This is a genomic window from Paenibacillus sp. 8b26 (genome assembly GCF_050626875.1).
In the GTDB taxonomy this organism is placed as follows: domain Bacteria; phylum Bacillota; class Bacilli; order Paenibacillales; family Paenibacillaceae; genus Paenibacillus.
Genome location: NZ_CP192445.1, coordinates 2,478,371 through 2,493,354, shown reverse-complemented (window position 1 = coordinate 2,493,354; position 14,984 = coordinate 2,478,371). Strand labels below are relative to the sequence as shown.

Below are 14,984 nucleotides of genomic sequence, written 5' to 3'. Positions count from 1 at the left end.
AAAGAATTAAATAAAAGACTGGGAGTGAAAGTTGTTTATAATATTCCAGAGTTTTCATCACATGTTGCTAGAATAGTTACATTAAAGAAATGATATAAGTAAGTATTAATAGCTAAATTGTTGGAGCAGTTCTAATACAACATATGGATTCAAGGCTTGTGCTTCAGTAGTAGATTATTATAAAATGCGAAACGAAATAGTAATTTAATTTGAATGTTTTAAATGAGACTGCAATCTAATCTTAGATTGCAGTCTTTTTGCTGTGTTATAATTTACTTGAAGATATCTCTAAAATCAGTATCCAATTTTATGTATTAATATACAAAGTGAGTTTGTTCATTTTTCTCACTAATTGTGAAAATCACTGAAAAATTTAGATGTTATAGTAATTTTTTTTCATTAATTGTGAAATTGTATGTTGACACACAAGCCCTTTTTGCTGTTTTTTTCTCACTAATTATGACAACGCACATTTTTTGTGTGGTGTCATAATTATTGAGAATTTTTTTCATAATTTGTGAGAAATGAATATTTATTCATAATCATACATTGTTCGGACTGTTTTTTAGCTTCTTTGAGTGTTTGGAGGGTGTTATTGTTCTATTGGTGGCAATATTCTCATCGAACAGGTAAAAATGATATGAATAAACGAAGGGACTGCTAAAAGCAGTCCCTTCGTTTATTGTTCTTGGTTTTGCCGGATTGTAAATAGGATCATCTCAAGTTTTACATAAGCAAACCGTATGCTAAAGAAACTATTACGTTTGATGTAGATCCTGCTAAAGTTACATTAATTAATTTCGTCCATAAGAACGAGAACGTCTAGATTTCTGATCCTGAAGCATACTGGCATCAAAGGGTTAGCCTTATCTGGGTTCTTGAAATAAAGGTCTCAATACGACTTTTTTCATCATACGTAAGGAAACAAGGGATAATACCAACTTAGCGGCTTTTCGTATTATCAGGTTAGCCAGTAATTACTGGTTGGCCTTTTTTTGTGGTCGTTTTACGATGGGGGGAGCCGGGAGAACGTGGCGGCTTTAGGGGCCATGACCCCGTAACAAAAACTGTTCTCCCACGACCTCCAAAAGACCATGTTTGAGCTGGTAGGGGCGATTGACCCCGTAGCTCCTGGGGAGTTATGCCATAATGGTTTTTGAAAAGATTTGATAAAATGCGGATGATCAACTTATTTTTTTAACAATAGACAGCACAAGTGGATGACCGTGAAAGTGCTTAAGAAAATAATAGTTGACTGATCGTTCCCAAATGAAATATACTGCAATTATGAAAAAAAACCAATTTATTTATCGTTTCGAGAATGATCATTCTTGATCGTTCTGGTTCCTATTTAATGTAACACTTAAGCAGCAAAATTTTTTTTCATAATTTAAGAACGATCATTCAAGAAAAGGCGGTGTATAAAAATGGATATTTCAAAACAAGTTGCTATTGTCAGTGGTTCAAATCGAGGTTTAGGCAAACATCTAGCTCTTGAACTTTTAGCAAGAGGAGCTAAAGTATACGCTGGTGCGAGGAACCCAGAATCGGTCGATCTGCCGGGTGCTATTCCGCTACAACTCGATATTACTGATCCGAAATCCGTAGTTGCTGCAGCAGAGATCGCAGGGGATGTGACCCTTCTGATTAACAATGCTGGTTCAGCAACGGGTGCTTCTCTGCTCACAGGTGAGCTGGACGATATTCATTTGGAATTCGATACTCATGTTTTTGGTACACTTTCAATGATTCGCACGTTCGCACCAGTTATTGAAAAGAATGGAGGAGGTTCGATTCTGAATATCCTATCCGTATTATCTTGGATCAATATAGGTGAAGGAGGCGCGTATTCAGCTGCAAAATCCGCTCAATGGGGAGTAACGAATGCATTACGCTTAGAATTAGCTGCTAAGAACGTTAGGGTTGCCGGATTGCATGTAGCGTTTATGGACACGGACATGACAGCTGGCATCCAAGCACCTAAATCATCTCCAAAGGACATCGCCAGAACCGCGATCGATGGGATCGAAGCCGATCTCTACGAGATTGTTGCTGATGATACAAGTCGGGAGGTACAGCAGGGTCTTTCCGGAGGAGTTCCTTCCCTGTACCCACAATTATTCCAATAAAATTAGCCTACTCAATGCTTGTAGTGAAAGTATTGATGTTGATCGTGTGAACTATAATAAATGGGATTTGGATTTTACAGCAAATTAACATATTAGGAGGAGTGAAACATGCGTTTTCTCGTTCATGTCAAAATTGAACCAGATGCACCGCAGGAAGAAATTGCGGAACAGTTACCGGCAGAACAAGCGCGGTTTGCAGAATTGGTGGAACAAGGGGTGATCAGTAAGTTTTATCTCTCCCACACAAGGGACGAGCATTGGTCCATTTGTATTGCTGACAACCAGGATGCTTTAAAAATCGCTTTGGAAACATTACCGTTTTATAAATTTATGATTATAGAATACACCGAACTAGTTGACGAATAGTATCTAAGTATTATTCCAGAATCGGGGTATTAAAATATTGTTTATGCAAAAGCCTACTTTCTCAAATCAATCTTGAGAAAGTAGGCTTTTAATTAACAGGATGATGCTTATCGTTGTAGACCTGAAGTGAATATATCGTAATCCGTTGGTGAATGAGCATTCTATATGAAGCAAGGTGACCCTATATAAGTGGGGTACAGCTAGTGCCACTCCTTGACCTATAAGACTTGAGAGGGTAGATAGAGGTGTTCATTTTATCAAGGAAAACAGGCTCATATATTTGGTTCGAAAACGAAGATCACTCATTCAAGGACGGAATCCAGGAGTGAAAAGTGTAGCGACAAGAATTTATGTGTTAGTCATAATTGAAAAAATAGCTATAAGGGAATAGCAAATGGATTTTTCTAAAATAACAAGAAAGGTGATTATATCATGAATAAGAGTATGTCAATCTCACAAAAGTATCTATTTCTATTTAAGTTTCTTCGTTTTCCCAGACAAATAGGCAGCGTTACTCCTAGTTCAAAGACATTGGCGAAAAAAATGGTTTCTGCGATCTCTTGGGATAAAGTGCGCCATGTCGTAGAACTTGGTGCTGGAACAGGAGTCATTACCCATTTTATTCACGAGGCAGTAGATTCAAGCGGAAAGGTTTTTGTGTTCGAGAAAGATCCGACCTTACGCCATTCGCTGAAGGAACAATTTCCGGAATATAGCTTCTTTGTGGATGCAACTCAGCTAGATGTAAATCTGCGAAGTATGGGGGTTGAAGAAATTGATTGCGTAATTAGTGGCTTACCGTTTGCTAACTTTTCTCAACAACTCCGTGACGGTATTATTGAGCAGGTCTTTCAGACGCTGAAACCAGGAGGTTTGTTTGTAGCGTTTCAATATTCCTTGCAAATGAAAAAACATTTGGAACAACATTTCAAAATTGTTCATATTTATTATGTCATAGCTAACTTCCCGCCAGCTTTTGTTTATGTATGCCAAAAGAATGAAGAGATCTATCAATAATCTTTATGTATGATAATCAAATCTAAAACAAGAAATGATTCTTTCTTTACTTATCGTTCCCGATATGTTACATTTGTTTAGGGAGGGAGTTTTATGGCAAGAAGTAAAGAGTTTGAAGTAAACGCAGTATTGGACAAAGCAATGACGCTTTTTTGGGAACAAGGTTACGAGAAGACATCCATGAGCGATCTGGTTAAGCATATGGGGATCCACCGCAGAAGCTTGTATGACACATTTGGCGACAAACATTCGCTATTTCTTCAGGCTATGGATCGTTATATCAACAAAGTTGAAGTTATGCTTACCGGAGAGGTGAAACAATCTAAGACTGCAACAGAAGCTCTGCAGATCATTTTTGGATTCATGGTTTTAGAAGAAGAGGATTCACCTTCTGGCTGCTTAATGGTAAATTCAGTGACGGAACTGGCTGCACGAGATTCAGATGTGGATACCAAATCTATTGAATCATTCGCGTTAACAGAGCATATGTTCGAACAGATTATTCTCTGGGGGCAGCGGGATGGAGAATTTACTTCCGATTACGATGCCAAGGAGATGGCAGAATATCTGCATACTTTGTCTGTTGGTATTAGGGTAATGGGAAGGTCCTCAATTGATAAAGGAAAACTATTTCGTATAGTGGACTTATCAACGAGACTATTGCGAGGCTAACAATTTTTTTTGACATTACTAGAATGATCGTTCCTTTATTGCTTGCTGTCCCTTTGCGTAACTTAATTAACCTATTGAGACACCCTTGCTCTTTTAAGAATGATGATTCTAAAAAGAGTGACCCAAGGAAAAATATATCAATATATAGCAAGATCGTACTTGTAGTAGAGATAAGTATTGGGAGTGGGTTTGAAGAGAAATTAGCTAGTAATTACTATATGGATTGGCTAAAAAACCAGAGCAACGATTTAATTGTTAATTAGTGATTAATAGAGGTGGATAAAAATGGGAAAGACTGTGCTTATTACTGGCGCTACGGGTGGAATTGGCAAGGAGTTGGCAGATCGTTTTGCCAAAGATGGACACAATATGGTTCTCGTAGCGAGAAGCGAAGCTAAGCTTGTAGAATTGGCGAAAGGATATCGGGAAAGATACGGTGTTCAGGTTAAGGTGTTCGCGGAGGATGTAACGTCACCGGGTGTGGCTGAAGATATTGCTGCCGAGCTTAAAAAGGAAGGAATCTCTGTTGACTATCTGGTCAATAATGCGGGCTTTGGCTTGTATGGGTCATTCTTGGAAACAGAGTTGGAACAGGAAATGAATATGATCGATGTCAATGTCAAGGCTTTAACGATTATGACGAAGTTATTCTTGCCAGATATGGTCAAACGGCGCCAAGGGGGCGTGATGAATGTGGCTTCTGTAGCGGCTTTTTACCCAGGGCCTCTAATGGCAGTTTACTTTGCTACTAAAGCATATGTCCTTTCATTTACAGAGGCGCTGGAGAACGAACTGACTGGAACTGGTGTGACTGTAACGGCACTATGTCCTGGCCCAACGGCAACTGGTTTCATCGATCGTTCGGAAGTGGGAGCATCAAAACTGTACCAAAGTGGTGTTATGGAGGTTGGAGTGGTGGCAGACGAGGCATATCGCGATTTCTTGCGTGGCAAGACACTTATCATTCCAGGAGCAATTCACCGTTTTATTACTTCCTTACCGCGGTTTTTACCTCGAAAAATGATGACAGGTCAGATCAGAGCTCGTACAGAGCATGTAGATCGTTAAATCAAAAAGATGGAACAGTCTTAACAAATCTGTAGCGTAGTGACAACTATGAATTAGCAGTTAGTCAAGTTACATCCAAATGTTTGTCCAGCAATACCCGACGTGAAAACAGATGATATATCCGAAATCCGGACACGGATTCTATCTCAATATGTGAACGCTTTTGGTGAGCACGTTGAATCGTTTTTTCATTAAGATTCGATAGGAAGAAGGGTATAGCATTTTAATATATAGTTTGCAAATTAAATGCTTTATTACGAATCTCCAGAGGCTCTAGTCCCATGGAACCAAGAGATAAAAACTGTTGTTATAGAATGGAAGGGGTTCGCTACACGAGACGAATACCAGATCCCTTTGAACAAAAGCTTAGAGTTATTAATCGCTAATAAGGCTACAAAGTCAATCGCGAATACATTGTTGAGCCATATCATATTGTTGACTTTTTTGTTACGATATAATTTCTTGTCGCAAGCTTGGAGAACACACGAGCGGTTATTACGATATATTTAAATATGCTTGATCAAATCCCTTAGAGCGTTAAGCGGTTAGGAAAGGGAATTTTAGGATATACATATATAAAATACATAATAAGTTTAAGTTAGTTAAGATACTTGAAAGCCATAGTCCAAATTATTTAGAATAAAGTATGTAGGGCAAAACAGTTGAAAGAGGATAGGTATAGAAATAGCCAAGTTGTTTGATTATGACTTCAATATTATTGAAGATTGGTCTACATAATTGTTGAATAGAATACAAAAAGCGTGTCCAAAATGAAGAGAGTTCTGAAACTCACTTGGTTGGTCGGATTATACTCCGAAAAGACCTGCTCTTAATGTCGGTCATAAAATAATTATTTACCGATCGTTCTAGATATGTTATATTGTTGGCGTGGGAAGAATACACGGATAAGAAGCCAAGAGTTATGAGAAGTGGTGTTAGATCTTGCCGAGGAGTCCTTATAGGAATATTAGAATGATAATTCTCGAATAATTTTTAACAAGGAGGAATAGATCAATGTCTAACAAAATCGCACTTGTAACAGGTGCGAATAAAGGAATCGGTTTCGAAGTTGCCAGACAATTAGGTCAGCAAGGAATAACAGTATTGGTTGGTGCACGCACGAAATCGAAGGCTGACGAGGCTGCGAGCAAACTGCAGGTTGAAGGTATTCAAGCTATTGGTGTACAACTCGAAGTTACGAATGCCGAGCACATTGCTGAATTGGTTCACTTCATTGATAAGGAATATGGCCGTCTAGATATACTGGTGAACAATGCGGGAATCTTGGTCGAAAATTCGGGATATGAAGGGGATTTCCTGCGTGATACGTTCGAAGTAAACACCTTCGCACCATATTATATTACGGAAGCTTTGTTGCCACTGTTATTAAAAAGCGATGCGGGAAGAATCGTAAATCAAAGCAGTGCTTTGGGATCGATTCAGTTAAATTTATCCAACGAATCTGTGCAGGCGATGGCCACTCCGGCATATTCGGCATCCAAAGCATCACTAAATTTGCTTACGGTATATTGGTCACAAAAATGGAAGGACACAAACTTGAAAATCAATTCCACGCATCCAGGCTTGGTCAAAACGCAAATGGGTGGGGAAAATGCAGAGCTGTCCGAAGCAGATGGAGCGATTACAGCAGTTCGGTTAGCGACTTTGCCAGAGGACGGCCCGACCGGTGAATTCTATTACATGGACACTCAAGTTCCGTGGTAACCAAATTTAATCATGACCTCGTCGGTGAAAAGAGTAGTGCTGGAAAGATGCAGTCTACTGATCATGTTGACAGCCCAAGGGCATCATGCAGCTTTTGAATTGATTGGGATCATCTGTTCAAAAGAAAAACAGAGAATTTTTGCAAATAAATTAGAATGATCATTCTTATTATAACAGATGGAGAAGGGATGGATTGAACATGGAATATCGTGTATTAGGAAATACAGGCCTTAAAGTAAGCAGTTTTGTATTAGGTACAGGTACTTTTGGTTTTTGGGGGAACAATACGGAGAAAGAAGCTGCAATCATACTGGATGAAGCTTTGGCAGGAGGCATTAACCTAATCGATACAGCGGATGTCTATTCAAGTGGTCAATCCGAAGAAATTCTGGGTCACATCCTAAAAGGACGCAGACAGGAGGTTATTCTGGCCACGAAAGGCGGAATGCCCATGGGCAGTGGGATCAATCAATCCGGTAACTCGAAAAGTTGGATTAAGCGTGCAGTAGAGGATAGTTTGAGAAGGTTGCAAACGGATTATATCGATTTGTATCAACTACATCAGCCGGATCTCCATACCGATATTGAAGAGAGTCTTGACGCACTTACGGACTTGGTTCGTGAAGGGAAGATTCGCTACATTGGTACATCCAATTTTCAGGCATGGCAAGTGACCGAAGCACAATGGACTAGCGAACGCAAAAATACCGCACGCTTTGTATCCGAGCAAGCTCCGTATTCCATATTGAATCGAAGCATCGAATTCGATCTGCTTGCTGCCACAGCAAAATACGGAATGGGCGTACTTGTTTGGAGCCCACTTTCGGGTGGCTTACTAACGGGGAAATATCGTTTAGGAGCAGCCGTTGCCCCGGATTCAAGAGCAGCCACCTTCGCTGGACGCTTAAAATCTGTTGTTGACCCTAATCGAGAAGAAAATCGCACCAAATTTGAAGCCATTGCTAAGCTCCAAACCCTTGCAGATGAAGCAGGATTAAGTTTACCTCATCTTGCCATGGCATTCACACAAGCTCATTCGTCCATTACTTCTGCCATTGTTGGGGCAAGAACAATTGAACAACTCCGGGAAACGTTAAAGGGTAGTGACATCCGATTAAGCAGCGATATACTGGATGCGATAGATGCCATCGTTCCGCCGGGAGTAACCCTGGATGCGCTGGAAAAAGGTTGGACACCCGATTGGTTACAAGCAGACAAACGAAGAATCCTGAGTTAAATATATAAGATAGGCATCATACCTGTATTCCATACACCAAGAATAAAATCAAGCGACTTATCGTTTGATTTTATTCACGTTCTTCTTTCCGTTTTGCCGATCGTTCACTAAATTGTATAATGATTATTCGAGGTGATGACGATGGCAAGATCAAAAGAATTTGAAGTTAATGAAGTATTAGATAAAGCAATACACCTGTTCTGGGCACAAGGATATGAGAAAACTTCAATGCAAGATTTGGTTGAGTTTATGGGTATTCACCGAAGAAGTATTTATGATACCTTTGGGGATAAGCATGCCTTATTTATGAAAGCTCTCGAACGATATGAAACGAAGCAGACCAACAAAATGAGGTTTCTGATTGAAAAACAAAAACCGATCAAAGAATTAATTCGGGAGTTGTTTGAGTCGACAGTAAGAAATGAAGGAGAACCTCTAGGGTGTTTTCTCGTGAATTCAGGCGTGGAACTCGGCGTGTTGGATCCTGAAGTTGCATCTTTAGTTGATGAGAGTTATTCGCGAACTGAGGAATTTTTGACTAACCTTGTTCTGGAGGGTCAACAATCGGGTGAGTTCAAGGCTGTCCTTGATCCTGTAGTTATTTCTCATTATTTAATGAATGCGTGGTTGGGGCTACGTACGTTGGTTAAGACAACAACGGATCAGCAAAAATTAAAGAATATTATTGATATGACACTGTCCGCTTTAGATTAAAAGTGGAATTACAGCATGGCAGGCAAAAGGAGTCACCTAAATGGAAGTTTGTTTCCGTGATACAAGTTCTTGTCCCTCTAGCGGAAGAAAGAACTTGTATCTTATGCCCCAAACAAGACAAGAAATTCGGTCTCAAAATTAAAATTATTAGCCGCGAAAATAATTCTTTACTGTTCGTTCTAAAATCGATATACTTAAAGCAAGTTAGATCTAACTTTGTTTACCAAAATAAGAATGATCGTTCTAAATTTGTTTTTGAAATTCATGTACAATAATCTGCATGTTATGAAGGAGAGAATATTATGAAGTACACAGTTATCACAGGAGCAAATTTCAGGGATTGGATATGAGACGGCATTGGGGTGGTAGGGATTATAGACCAGAACTATGATTTCAATCTGAGAGGCGAAATATATCCAATAATTTCAGAATTTTAAATCGAATTAATATATCCGTATAATTTCATTTGAAGAGGAGAGTATCAGAATGGAAAAGTTGTGGAGTAAAACGAACATTGGAATAATGGAATTACCTCATCGTTTAGCAATGGCACCAATGACACGTAGTAGATCGCAAGAAGATGGTACACCGGGAGAGCTAACATCTCTTTATTATGCTCAACGAGCGTCAATGGGACTCATTATTACTGAGGGTGTACAGCCTTCTGATGATGGTCAAGGTTACTTATGGTCACCTGGGATCTATACGGATAAGCATATTGAAGGATGGAAAAAGGTTACAGATGCAGTGCATGAAGCAGGTGGATATATGTATATCCAATTAATGCATGCTGGTCGCATGTCGCACCCTGATAATACACCACATCATCGTCAACCTGTTGCGCCATCTGCAATCGCGCCAGGTGTAGAAATGTTTACTGCTAAAGGTATGCAGGACATCCCCGTTCCTCGTGAGTTAAGTGAAGAGGACGTTCAAACGACTATTGCAGATTTCCGAAAAGCAGCAGCAGCGGCTATTAAAGCAGGTGCGGATGGCGTTGAAATTCATGGAGCCAATGGCTATCTGATTAATCAATTTATCGGAGAAAATTCGAATACACGGACGGATGAATATGGGGGATCTATAGAAAATCGTGCTCGCTTCGCGATTGAAGTAACGAAAGCCATTGTCGAAGAAATTGGAGCAGAAAGAACAGGCTTCCGTATCTCGCCAGGGACACCTCTTGGTGGGATTCAAGATGGTGAACAAGGTCCTGAACTTTATCGTTATCTTGTAAAAGAATTAGCTCAATTGGATTTAGCTTACCTTCATGTCATGCATCTTGGAAACGAAAAACTGCTCCAAGACATTCGTTCAATCTGGACGAATCCTTTGTTAGTCAATCGTGCTGGACGAGCTCTGGAGGATCTTAGCGTGGATATAGATAGTGGCCTTGCTGATCTGGTGCCTGTTGGCGTATGGTCATTAGCCAATCCGGATTTAGTGGAACGACTTCAAAAAGGTGCGCCATTGAATGAAGCAGATCCGACAACATTCTTTGGTCTGGGAAGTAAAGGTTACACGGATTATCCTACGATGGAAGAATTAGAATCGCAAGAGGGGCTACAATAGCATAAAGGGTGAAACATGGCGTACAACTGAAAATTGTGCGCCATGTTTTTAGTCTAAAGATGTTCGATGTTTTCAAAAAATGGTGTGCTACCCCAAAATTAGCAAAGGAAGAGGATGAAACATGAGAGCAGCACAAATACAGAAATATTCAAAAAAAATCCAAGTGGAATTAAATGATGTTAACATACCACAGATCAATAGCCACGAGGTACTTGTCAAAGTAAAAGCTGCAGGTGTAAATCCACTGGACATTCTTAATCTGAATGGTAGTGTTCGGATGATTGCTGACTATAAGTTGCCATTAACTTTAGGGAATGAACTATCTGGCGTTATTGAAGCCGTTGGTGATGATGTTTTGAATTTTAAGGTTGGTGACCCTGTGTATACGAGGTTACCACTTGCTAAAATCGGTGCTTTTGCTGAATATGCGGCCGTGAATGAAGATGCTTTATCCATCATGCCTGAAAATCTATCTTTCATTGAAGCTGCTGCGGTACCCCTTACTGCCTTGACTGCTTATCAAGCGTTACACGAAGTACTCGATGCCCAGCCAAATAAAAAGCTATTCATTCCTGGAGGAACCGGAGGCTTCGGTGCTATGGCAATCCCCATTGCCAAATCAATGGGATTATATGTTATTACAAGTGGCAGTGAAAGAGGCAGATCACGTACACTGTCGATCGGGGCTGATCAATTCATAAATTATAAGGCAGAGAACTATGCTGACATACTGTCCGATATCGATTATGTGATCGACACCTTGGGTACCAAAGAGATCAAAGCTGAACTGGGCATTTTAAAACCACAAGGCAAATTGGTATCATTGAAAGCCGGACCTAATTATCGCTTTGCGGTTGACAATCATTTTCCGATGTGGAAAAAAGCATTGTTTGGTTTAGTGGGTGCTCGCTTAGATTCTTTAGCGCGTAAACATCAAAATGAATATCGCTTTTTATTTGTGCAAGCCAATGGAAGTCAATTACAAGAAATCACTAAACTTGTTGAAAAAGAAAATATCAAGCCTTCTATAGATTTAACTTATACGTTTGATGACATTAATAAGGCGTTGGTTAAAGTGTCGACGGGCCACTCCCAGGGCAAAGTGATTGTGACCTTCTAAACTACGAGATCATTTTATTCAGTGATCTTTTTTCTTGACAGGAGGGAATTCAAATGGCCAGAAGCAAAGAGTTCGAAGAGTCCGTTGTATTAGATAAAGCGATGAGACTTTTTTGGGAACAGGGCTACGAGAAGACATCCATGACCGATCTGGTCGAGCATATGGGAATCCATCGCAGAAGCTTGTATGACACATTTGGCGACAAGCATACGCTGTTTCTAAAGGCAGTAGAGCTTTATGATAATAAAATTAGCACCGAACTTGCAGCAGGGGTAAAAAGCTCCAAAACTGCAACGGAAGCACTTCAGTTTATTGTTGGCTTCTTGATCTGCGGAGAAGAGAATCCAGCTTTTGGCTGCTTAATGGTGAATTCGACGGTGGAATTGGCGGCGCGTGATGCCGATATTAATAACAAATCAATTGAAGTGTTTTCGACTGCAGAGCAACTATTCAAGGACATTATTCTGTGGGGGCAGCAAGACGGTGAATTCACATCTGAGTACGACGCAAGGGAATTGGCGGAATATCTGCATAATGTGGGGGTTGGGTTAAGAGTGATATCCAAAACTTCGATTACAAAAGAAAAACTTCGCTGTATAGCTAATCTATCCATGCAACTTATAGTAAAATGACAGTTTTTTTCATATTACTAGAATGTTCGTTCTCCTATTTGTTTCTACACCGTGCATTTCAGCGAGCTAAAAAACAGTATTAAATGGTTTAAATTTTAAAATAAAAAAGAGGTGGGCTACAAAATGAGAAAGACAGTTCTTATCACAGGGGTATCCGGTGGGATCGGTAAAGAGTTAGCAGATCGTTTTGCCAAGGGGGGACATAATATTGTACTGGTAGCTCGCAGTGAGGGTAAGATTTTGGAGCTTGCGCAGGAGTATAAGAGGAAATATGGCATTCAGGCGACGGTCATTGCCAAGGACGTTGCAGCACCTGGGGTTCCGGAGGGAATTTCCACGGAGCTTAAAGAGAAGGGGATCATCGTTGACTATCTTGTCAACAATGCTGGCTTCGGTTTGTTTGGGACTTTTATGGAGACAGATATGGAGCAAGAAATAAATATGATTGACATCAATATCAAGGCTCTGACGGTTATGACGAAGCTTTTCCTGCCGGATATGATCAAACGTGGGCAAGGCGGAGTGATGAATGTTGCTTCGTTGGTGGGCTTCTTCCCTGGACCTATGATGTCGGTTTATTACGCGACGAAGGCGTACGTGCTATCGTTCACTGAGGCTTTGGAGAACGAAGTAAGCGGCACAGGAGTTACTGTGACGGCACTGTGTCCAGGGCTGACATCAACCGGTTTTGTTGATCGTTCGGGTATGGGGGCCTCGAAGATGCTGAATGGCGCGATCATGGATGCTGGGCAGGTGGCTGAAGAAGGATATCGCGGCTTCTTGCGTGGCAAGACGTTAATAATGCCTGGTGCTCGAAACAGGTTCATCGCGTTTATGCCGCGGTTGCTGCCGCGTAAGATGATGACCCGTGTGATTAGATCCTCACAGGACAGAACGGGTCATTAATCCGAATGAGAAACGATAAACACTGAACGGTTGAATCGATCTCGGTTCTCCGGTATCTGTTTTAACAAACATCCTAAAAGGAGCTGACCAACTTGATCTATTATGATTCCTCTCAAGGAAATTAAAAGAAATACGACTTTAACACAGGAAATGTTGTGAAGCAGCTTAACGATATGAGTCTGGGTCATCAAAAGGAAAGGAGTGTTCCCAATGAAGGCTGTACAAATTTCTCGGTATTCCAGAAAATTAAATGCACAGATCAATATGGTCGCTGTTCCGACAATCAATTCAACCCAGGTTTTGATAAAGACTAAGGTAGCTGGCGTTGATCCACACCTTGTCTTGGCGATTACGGGCAAGGTTAAGTTGTTTTTTTTGTTTTAACGATGTAAGTTCTTGTCCCAAGCTAAGGACAAGAACTTACATCGTTAGCCGAAAAGGACAAGAACATGTATCTAAGCCGATTTGATAATTATCTAATTGAATGAAACATGTTAAAAAACAGGATGCAAGCTTTATGTTGAGCTTTAGTTGCTCTGCACATGGAATTGTCGATCTTCATGTATGGGCGCTATCATCAGATGTACTATTGCTGAGCTGTCATATTGTTATTCAAGATCAAGCATATTACGATACAGATCGACAGACCGGGAACCCAATGTCATATTGCACATCAATAGCAAAAAACTTTGAAGAGATCTACACTATGTGGGTCTCTTCTGCTGTAACACGGTGTGTTTTTAAATAAATGATGATTTCTTTCGTTTACGAATTGGCGCTGCAAGGTCTATACTATGGTGTAAAAAAAGGAAGTTATGTATGTTCAGAACGTTGAATCGGAGACTAAATGCAGCTATGCCGCTGATCACGCCCATCAGCATTCTAATCGGCGTCCTGATCGGTACGCCGTTGTCGGAATACACTGGATTCTCTCCCTGGCTGTTTGCATTCATGACCTTCGCGGGCAGTATCAGCATGGGTTTCAAAGATTTCGTCCATGTAATAAAGCATCCCGGTCCGCTGATCGCCTGCCTGTTTATTCTTCACTTGGCCATGCCGCTGCTCGCGATGATGCTTGGACATCTCGCTTTCGGCGACGATCCTTATACGATTACCGGGCTTATTCTTGGTGCGGCCATCCCTACGGGCATTTCCAGCTTCGTGTGGGTCAACATCTACAAAGGCAATACGGCCCTGACGCTAGCCATCATTCTGATCGATACGATTTTGGCCCCATTCGCCGTACCCGGCATTATGTCCCTGCTGGTGGGAGCGGATGTACAACTTGATACTTGGGCAATGATGCAGAGCCTGTTCTGGATGATTGTCGTTCCTTCGCTAATCGGCATGGTGTTGAACGAATGGACCAAAGGGAAGATCAAGCAGGTATGGAGACCTCGGCTGGGCCCGTTCTCCAAGTTGGCTATGGCTCTGGTCGTGATGATTAACGGATCTGTAATCGCGCCCTATCTGGTCGATTTTAATCTAAAGCTTGTTGGGGTATGCCTATCGATAATCGCCCTTGCTTCCACTGGATATGTGATCGGTTACCTGATCTCCATGCTGATGAAGTGGAACGATGCCGACCGTACGGCGCTTGTCTTTAACGGCGGCATGCGCAATATCAGCGCAGGAGCCGTGCTTGCTATCACCTACTTCCCAGCTCCGGTAGCGCTGCCTGTTGTGCTCGGAATGATTTTCCAACAATCCACCGCGTCTCTGGTCGGATTTCTGTTGAGCCGCCATGACCGAGGCAAGGCCAAGGAGCGGCGAATCGCCGCCTAGACCTACTCAATGGGAAAGTACTTTTGATATTTGGACAATAG

Annotated in this window: 14 protein-coding genes; all 14 read left to right on the top strand. The window is 41.1% G+C overall.

The genetic code is table 11. The annotated features are described in order from the left end of the window. Positions 1–1,427: 1,427 nt before the first annotated feature. The 14 genes from ACQ4MX_RS11270 to ACQ4MX_RS11205 all read left to right on the top strand — a co-directional run bounded on the left by ACQ4MX_RS11270 (position 1,428) and on the right by ACQ4MX_RS11205 (position 14,943). The gene (locus ACQ4MX_RS11270) at positions 1,428–2,129 is read left to right on the top strand and encodes an SDR family oxidoreductase (RefSeq protein WP_431090622.1); all 702 of its coding nucleotides are present in this window, start codon (positions 1,428–1,430) and stop codon (positions 2,127–2,129) included. 108 nt (positions 2,130–2,237) lie between these two features. Beyond that, on the top strand, positions 2,238–2,495 hold the full coding sequence (locus ACQ4MX_RS11265) for a muconolactone Delta-isomerase family protein (protein WP_044645869.1): 258 nt from the start codon (positions 2,238–2,240) through the stop codon (positions 2,493–2,495). A gap of 432 nt (positions 2,496–2,927) precedes the next feature. Then, positions 2,928–3,512 carry a class I SAM-dependent methyltransferase gene (locus ACQ4MX_RS11260; RefSeq protein ID WP_431090620.1) on the top strand — a complete coding sequence of 195 codons (585 nt, stop codon included), beginning with the start codon at positions 2,928–2,930 and terminating at the stop codon, positions 3,510–3,512. 93 nt (positions 3,513–3,605) lie between these two features. Then, entirely contained in the window at positions 3,606–4,184 is a 579-nt protein-coding gene (locus ACQ4MX_RS11255; RefSeq protein ID WP_431090618.1) for a TetR/AcrR family transcriptional regulator, read from the top strand. A gap of 285 nt (positions 4,185–4,469) precedes the next feature. Next, entirely contained in the window at positions 4,470–5,252 is a 783-nt protein-coding gene (locus ACQ4MX_RS11250) for an SDR family NAD(P)-dependent oxidoreductase (protein WP_431090617.1), read from the top strand. A 1,014-nt stretch (positions 5,253–6,266) separates the two neighbouring features. Beyond that, a complete protein-coding gene (locus ACQ4MX_RS11245) occupies positions 6,267–6,977 on the top strand; it encodes an SDR family oxidoreductase (protein ID WP_431090616.1) in 711 nt (236 codons plus the stop codon). Between the two features lie 199 nt (positions 6,978–7,176). Next, the gene (locus ACQ4MX_RS11240) at positions 7,177–8,214 is read left to right on the top strand and encodes an aldo/keto reductase (RefSeq protein WP_431090615.1); all 1,038 of its coding nucleotides are present in this window, start codon (positions 7,177–7,179) and stop codon (positions 8,212–8,214) included. A 141-nt stretch (positions 8,215–8,355) separates the two neighbouring features. Further along, on the top strand, positions 8,356–8,928 hold the full coding sequence (locus ACQ4MX_RS11235) for a TetR/AcrR family transcriptional regulator (protein WP_025722796.1): 573 nt from the start codon (positions 8,356–8,358) through the stop codon (positions 8,926–8,928). A 486-nt stretch (positions 8,929–9,414) separates the two neighbouring features. Next, positions 9,415–10,500, top strand: a complete 1,086-nt coding sequence (locus ACQ4MX_RS11230) for an alkene reductase (RefSeq protein WP_431090614.1) — start codon at positions 9,415–9,417, stop codon at positions 10,498–10,500. 121 nt (positions 10,501–10,621) lie between these two features. Further along, the gene (locus ACQ4MX_RS11225; RefSeq protein ID WP_431090613.1) at positions 10,622–11,620 is read left to right on the top strand and encodes an NADP-dependent oxidoreductase; all 999 of its coding nucleotides are present in this window, start codon (positions 10,622–10,624) and stop codon (positions 11,618–11,620) included. Between the two features lie 53 nt (positions 11,621–11,673). Next, on the top strand, positions 11,674–12,252 hold the full coding sequence (locus tag ACQ4MX_RS11220) for a TetR/AcrR family transcriptional regulator (RefSeq protein ID WP_431090612.1): 579 nt from the start codon (positions 11,674–11,676) through the stop codon (positions 12,250–12,252). Between the two features lie 123 nt (positions 12,253–12,375). Further along, the gene (locus tag ACQ4MX_RS11215; protein ID WP_431090611.1) at positions 12,376–13,158 is read left to right on the top strand and encodes an SDR family NAD(P)-dependent oxidoreductase; all 783 of its coding nucleotides are present in this window, start codon (positions 12,376–12,378) and stop codon (positions 13,156–13,158) included. Positions 13,159–13,368: 210 nt separating this feature from the next. Further along, on the top strand, positions 13,369–13,542 hold the full coding sequence (locus ACQ4MX_RS11210) for a hypothetical protein (protein WP_431090610.1): 174 nt from the start codon (positions 13,369–13,371) through the stop codon (positions 13,540–13,542). A 435-nt stretch (positions 13,543–13,977) separates the two neighbouring features. Continuing rightward, a complete protein-coding gene (locus tag ACQ4MX_RS11205) occupies positions 13,978–14,943 on the top strand; it encodes a bile acid:sodium symporter family protein (protein WP_431090609.1) in 966 nt (321 codons plus the stop codon). The last annotated feature ends 41 nt before the right edge of the window (positions 14,944–14,984 follow it).

Bases quoted from the DNA above. Each gene is read 5' to 3' on its own strand.
- ACQ4MX_RS11270 (WP_431090622.1), top strand. From the start codon at position 1,428: ATGGATATTTCAAAACAAGTTGCTATTGTCAGTGGTTCAAATCGAGGT.
- ACQ4MX_RS11265 (WP_044645869.1), top strand. From the start codon at position 2,238: ATGCGTTTTCTCGTTCATGTCAAAATTGAACCAGATGCACCGCAGGAA.
- ACQ4MX_RS11260 (WP_431090620.1), top strand. From the start codon at position 2,928: ATGAATAAGAGTATGTCAATCTCACAAAAGTATCTATTTCTATTTAAG.
- ACQ4MX_RS11255 (WP_431090618.1), top strand. From the start codon at position 3,606: ATGGCAAGAAGTAAAGAGTTTGAAGTAAACGCAGTATTGGACAAAGCA.
- ACQ4MX_RS11250 (WP_431090617.1), top strand. From the start codon at position 4,470: ATGGGAAAGACTGTGCTTATTACTGGCGCTACGGGTGGAATTGGCAAG.
- ACQ4MX_RS11245 (WP_431090616.1), top strand. From the start codon at position 6,267: ATGTCTAACAAAATCGCACTTGTAACAGGTGCGAATAAAGGAATCGGT.
- ACQ4MX_RS11240 (WP_431090615.1), top strand. From the start codon at position 7,177: ATGGAATATCGTGTATTAGGAAATACAGGCCTTAAAGTAAGCAGTTTT.
- ACQ4MX_RS11235 (WP_025722796.1), top strand. From the start codon at position 8,356: ATGGCAAGATCAAAAGAATTTGAAGTTAATGAAGTATTAGATAAAGCA.
- ACQ4MX_RS11230 (WP_431090614.1), top strand. From the start codon at position 9,415: ATGGAAAAGTTGTGGAGTAAAACGAACATTGGAATAATGGAATTACCT.
- ACQ4MX_RS11225 (WP_431090613.1), top strand. From the start codon at position 10,622: ATGAGAGCAGCACAAATACAGAAATATTCAAAAAAAATCCAAGTGGAA.
- ACQ4MX_RS11220 (WP_431090612.1), top strand. From the start codon at position 11,674: ATGGCCAGAAGCAAAGAGTTCGAAGAGTCCGTTGTATTAGATAAAGCG.
- ACQ4MX_RS11215 (WP_431090611.1), top strand. From the start codon at position 12,376: ATGAGAAAGACAGTTCTTATCACAGGGGTATCCGGTGGGATCGGTAAA.
- ACQ4MX_RS11210 (WP_431090610.1), top strand. From the start codon at position 13,369: ATGAAGGCTGTACAAATTTCTCGGTATTCCAGAAAATTAAATGCACAG.
- ACQ4MX_RS11205 (WP_431090609.1), top strand. From the start codon at position 13,978: ATGTTCAGAACGTTGAATCGGAGACTAAATGCAGCTATGCCGCTGATC.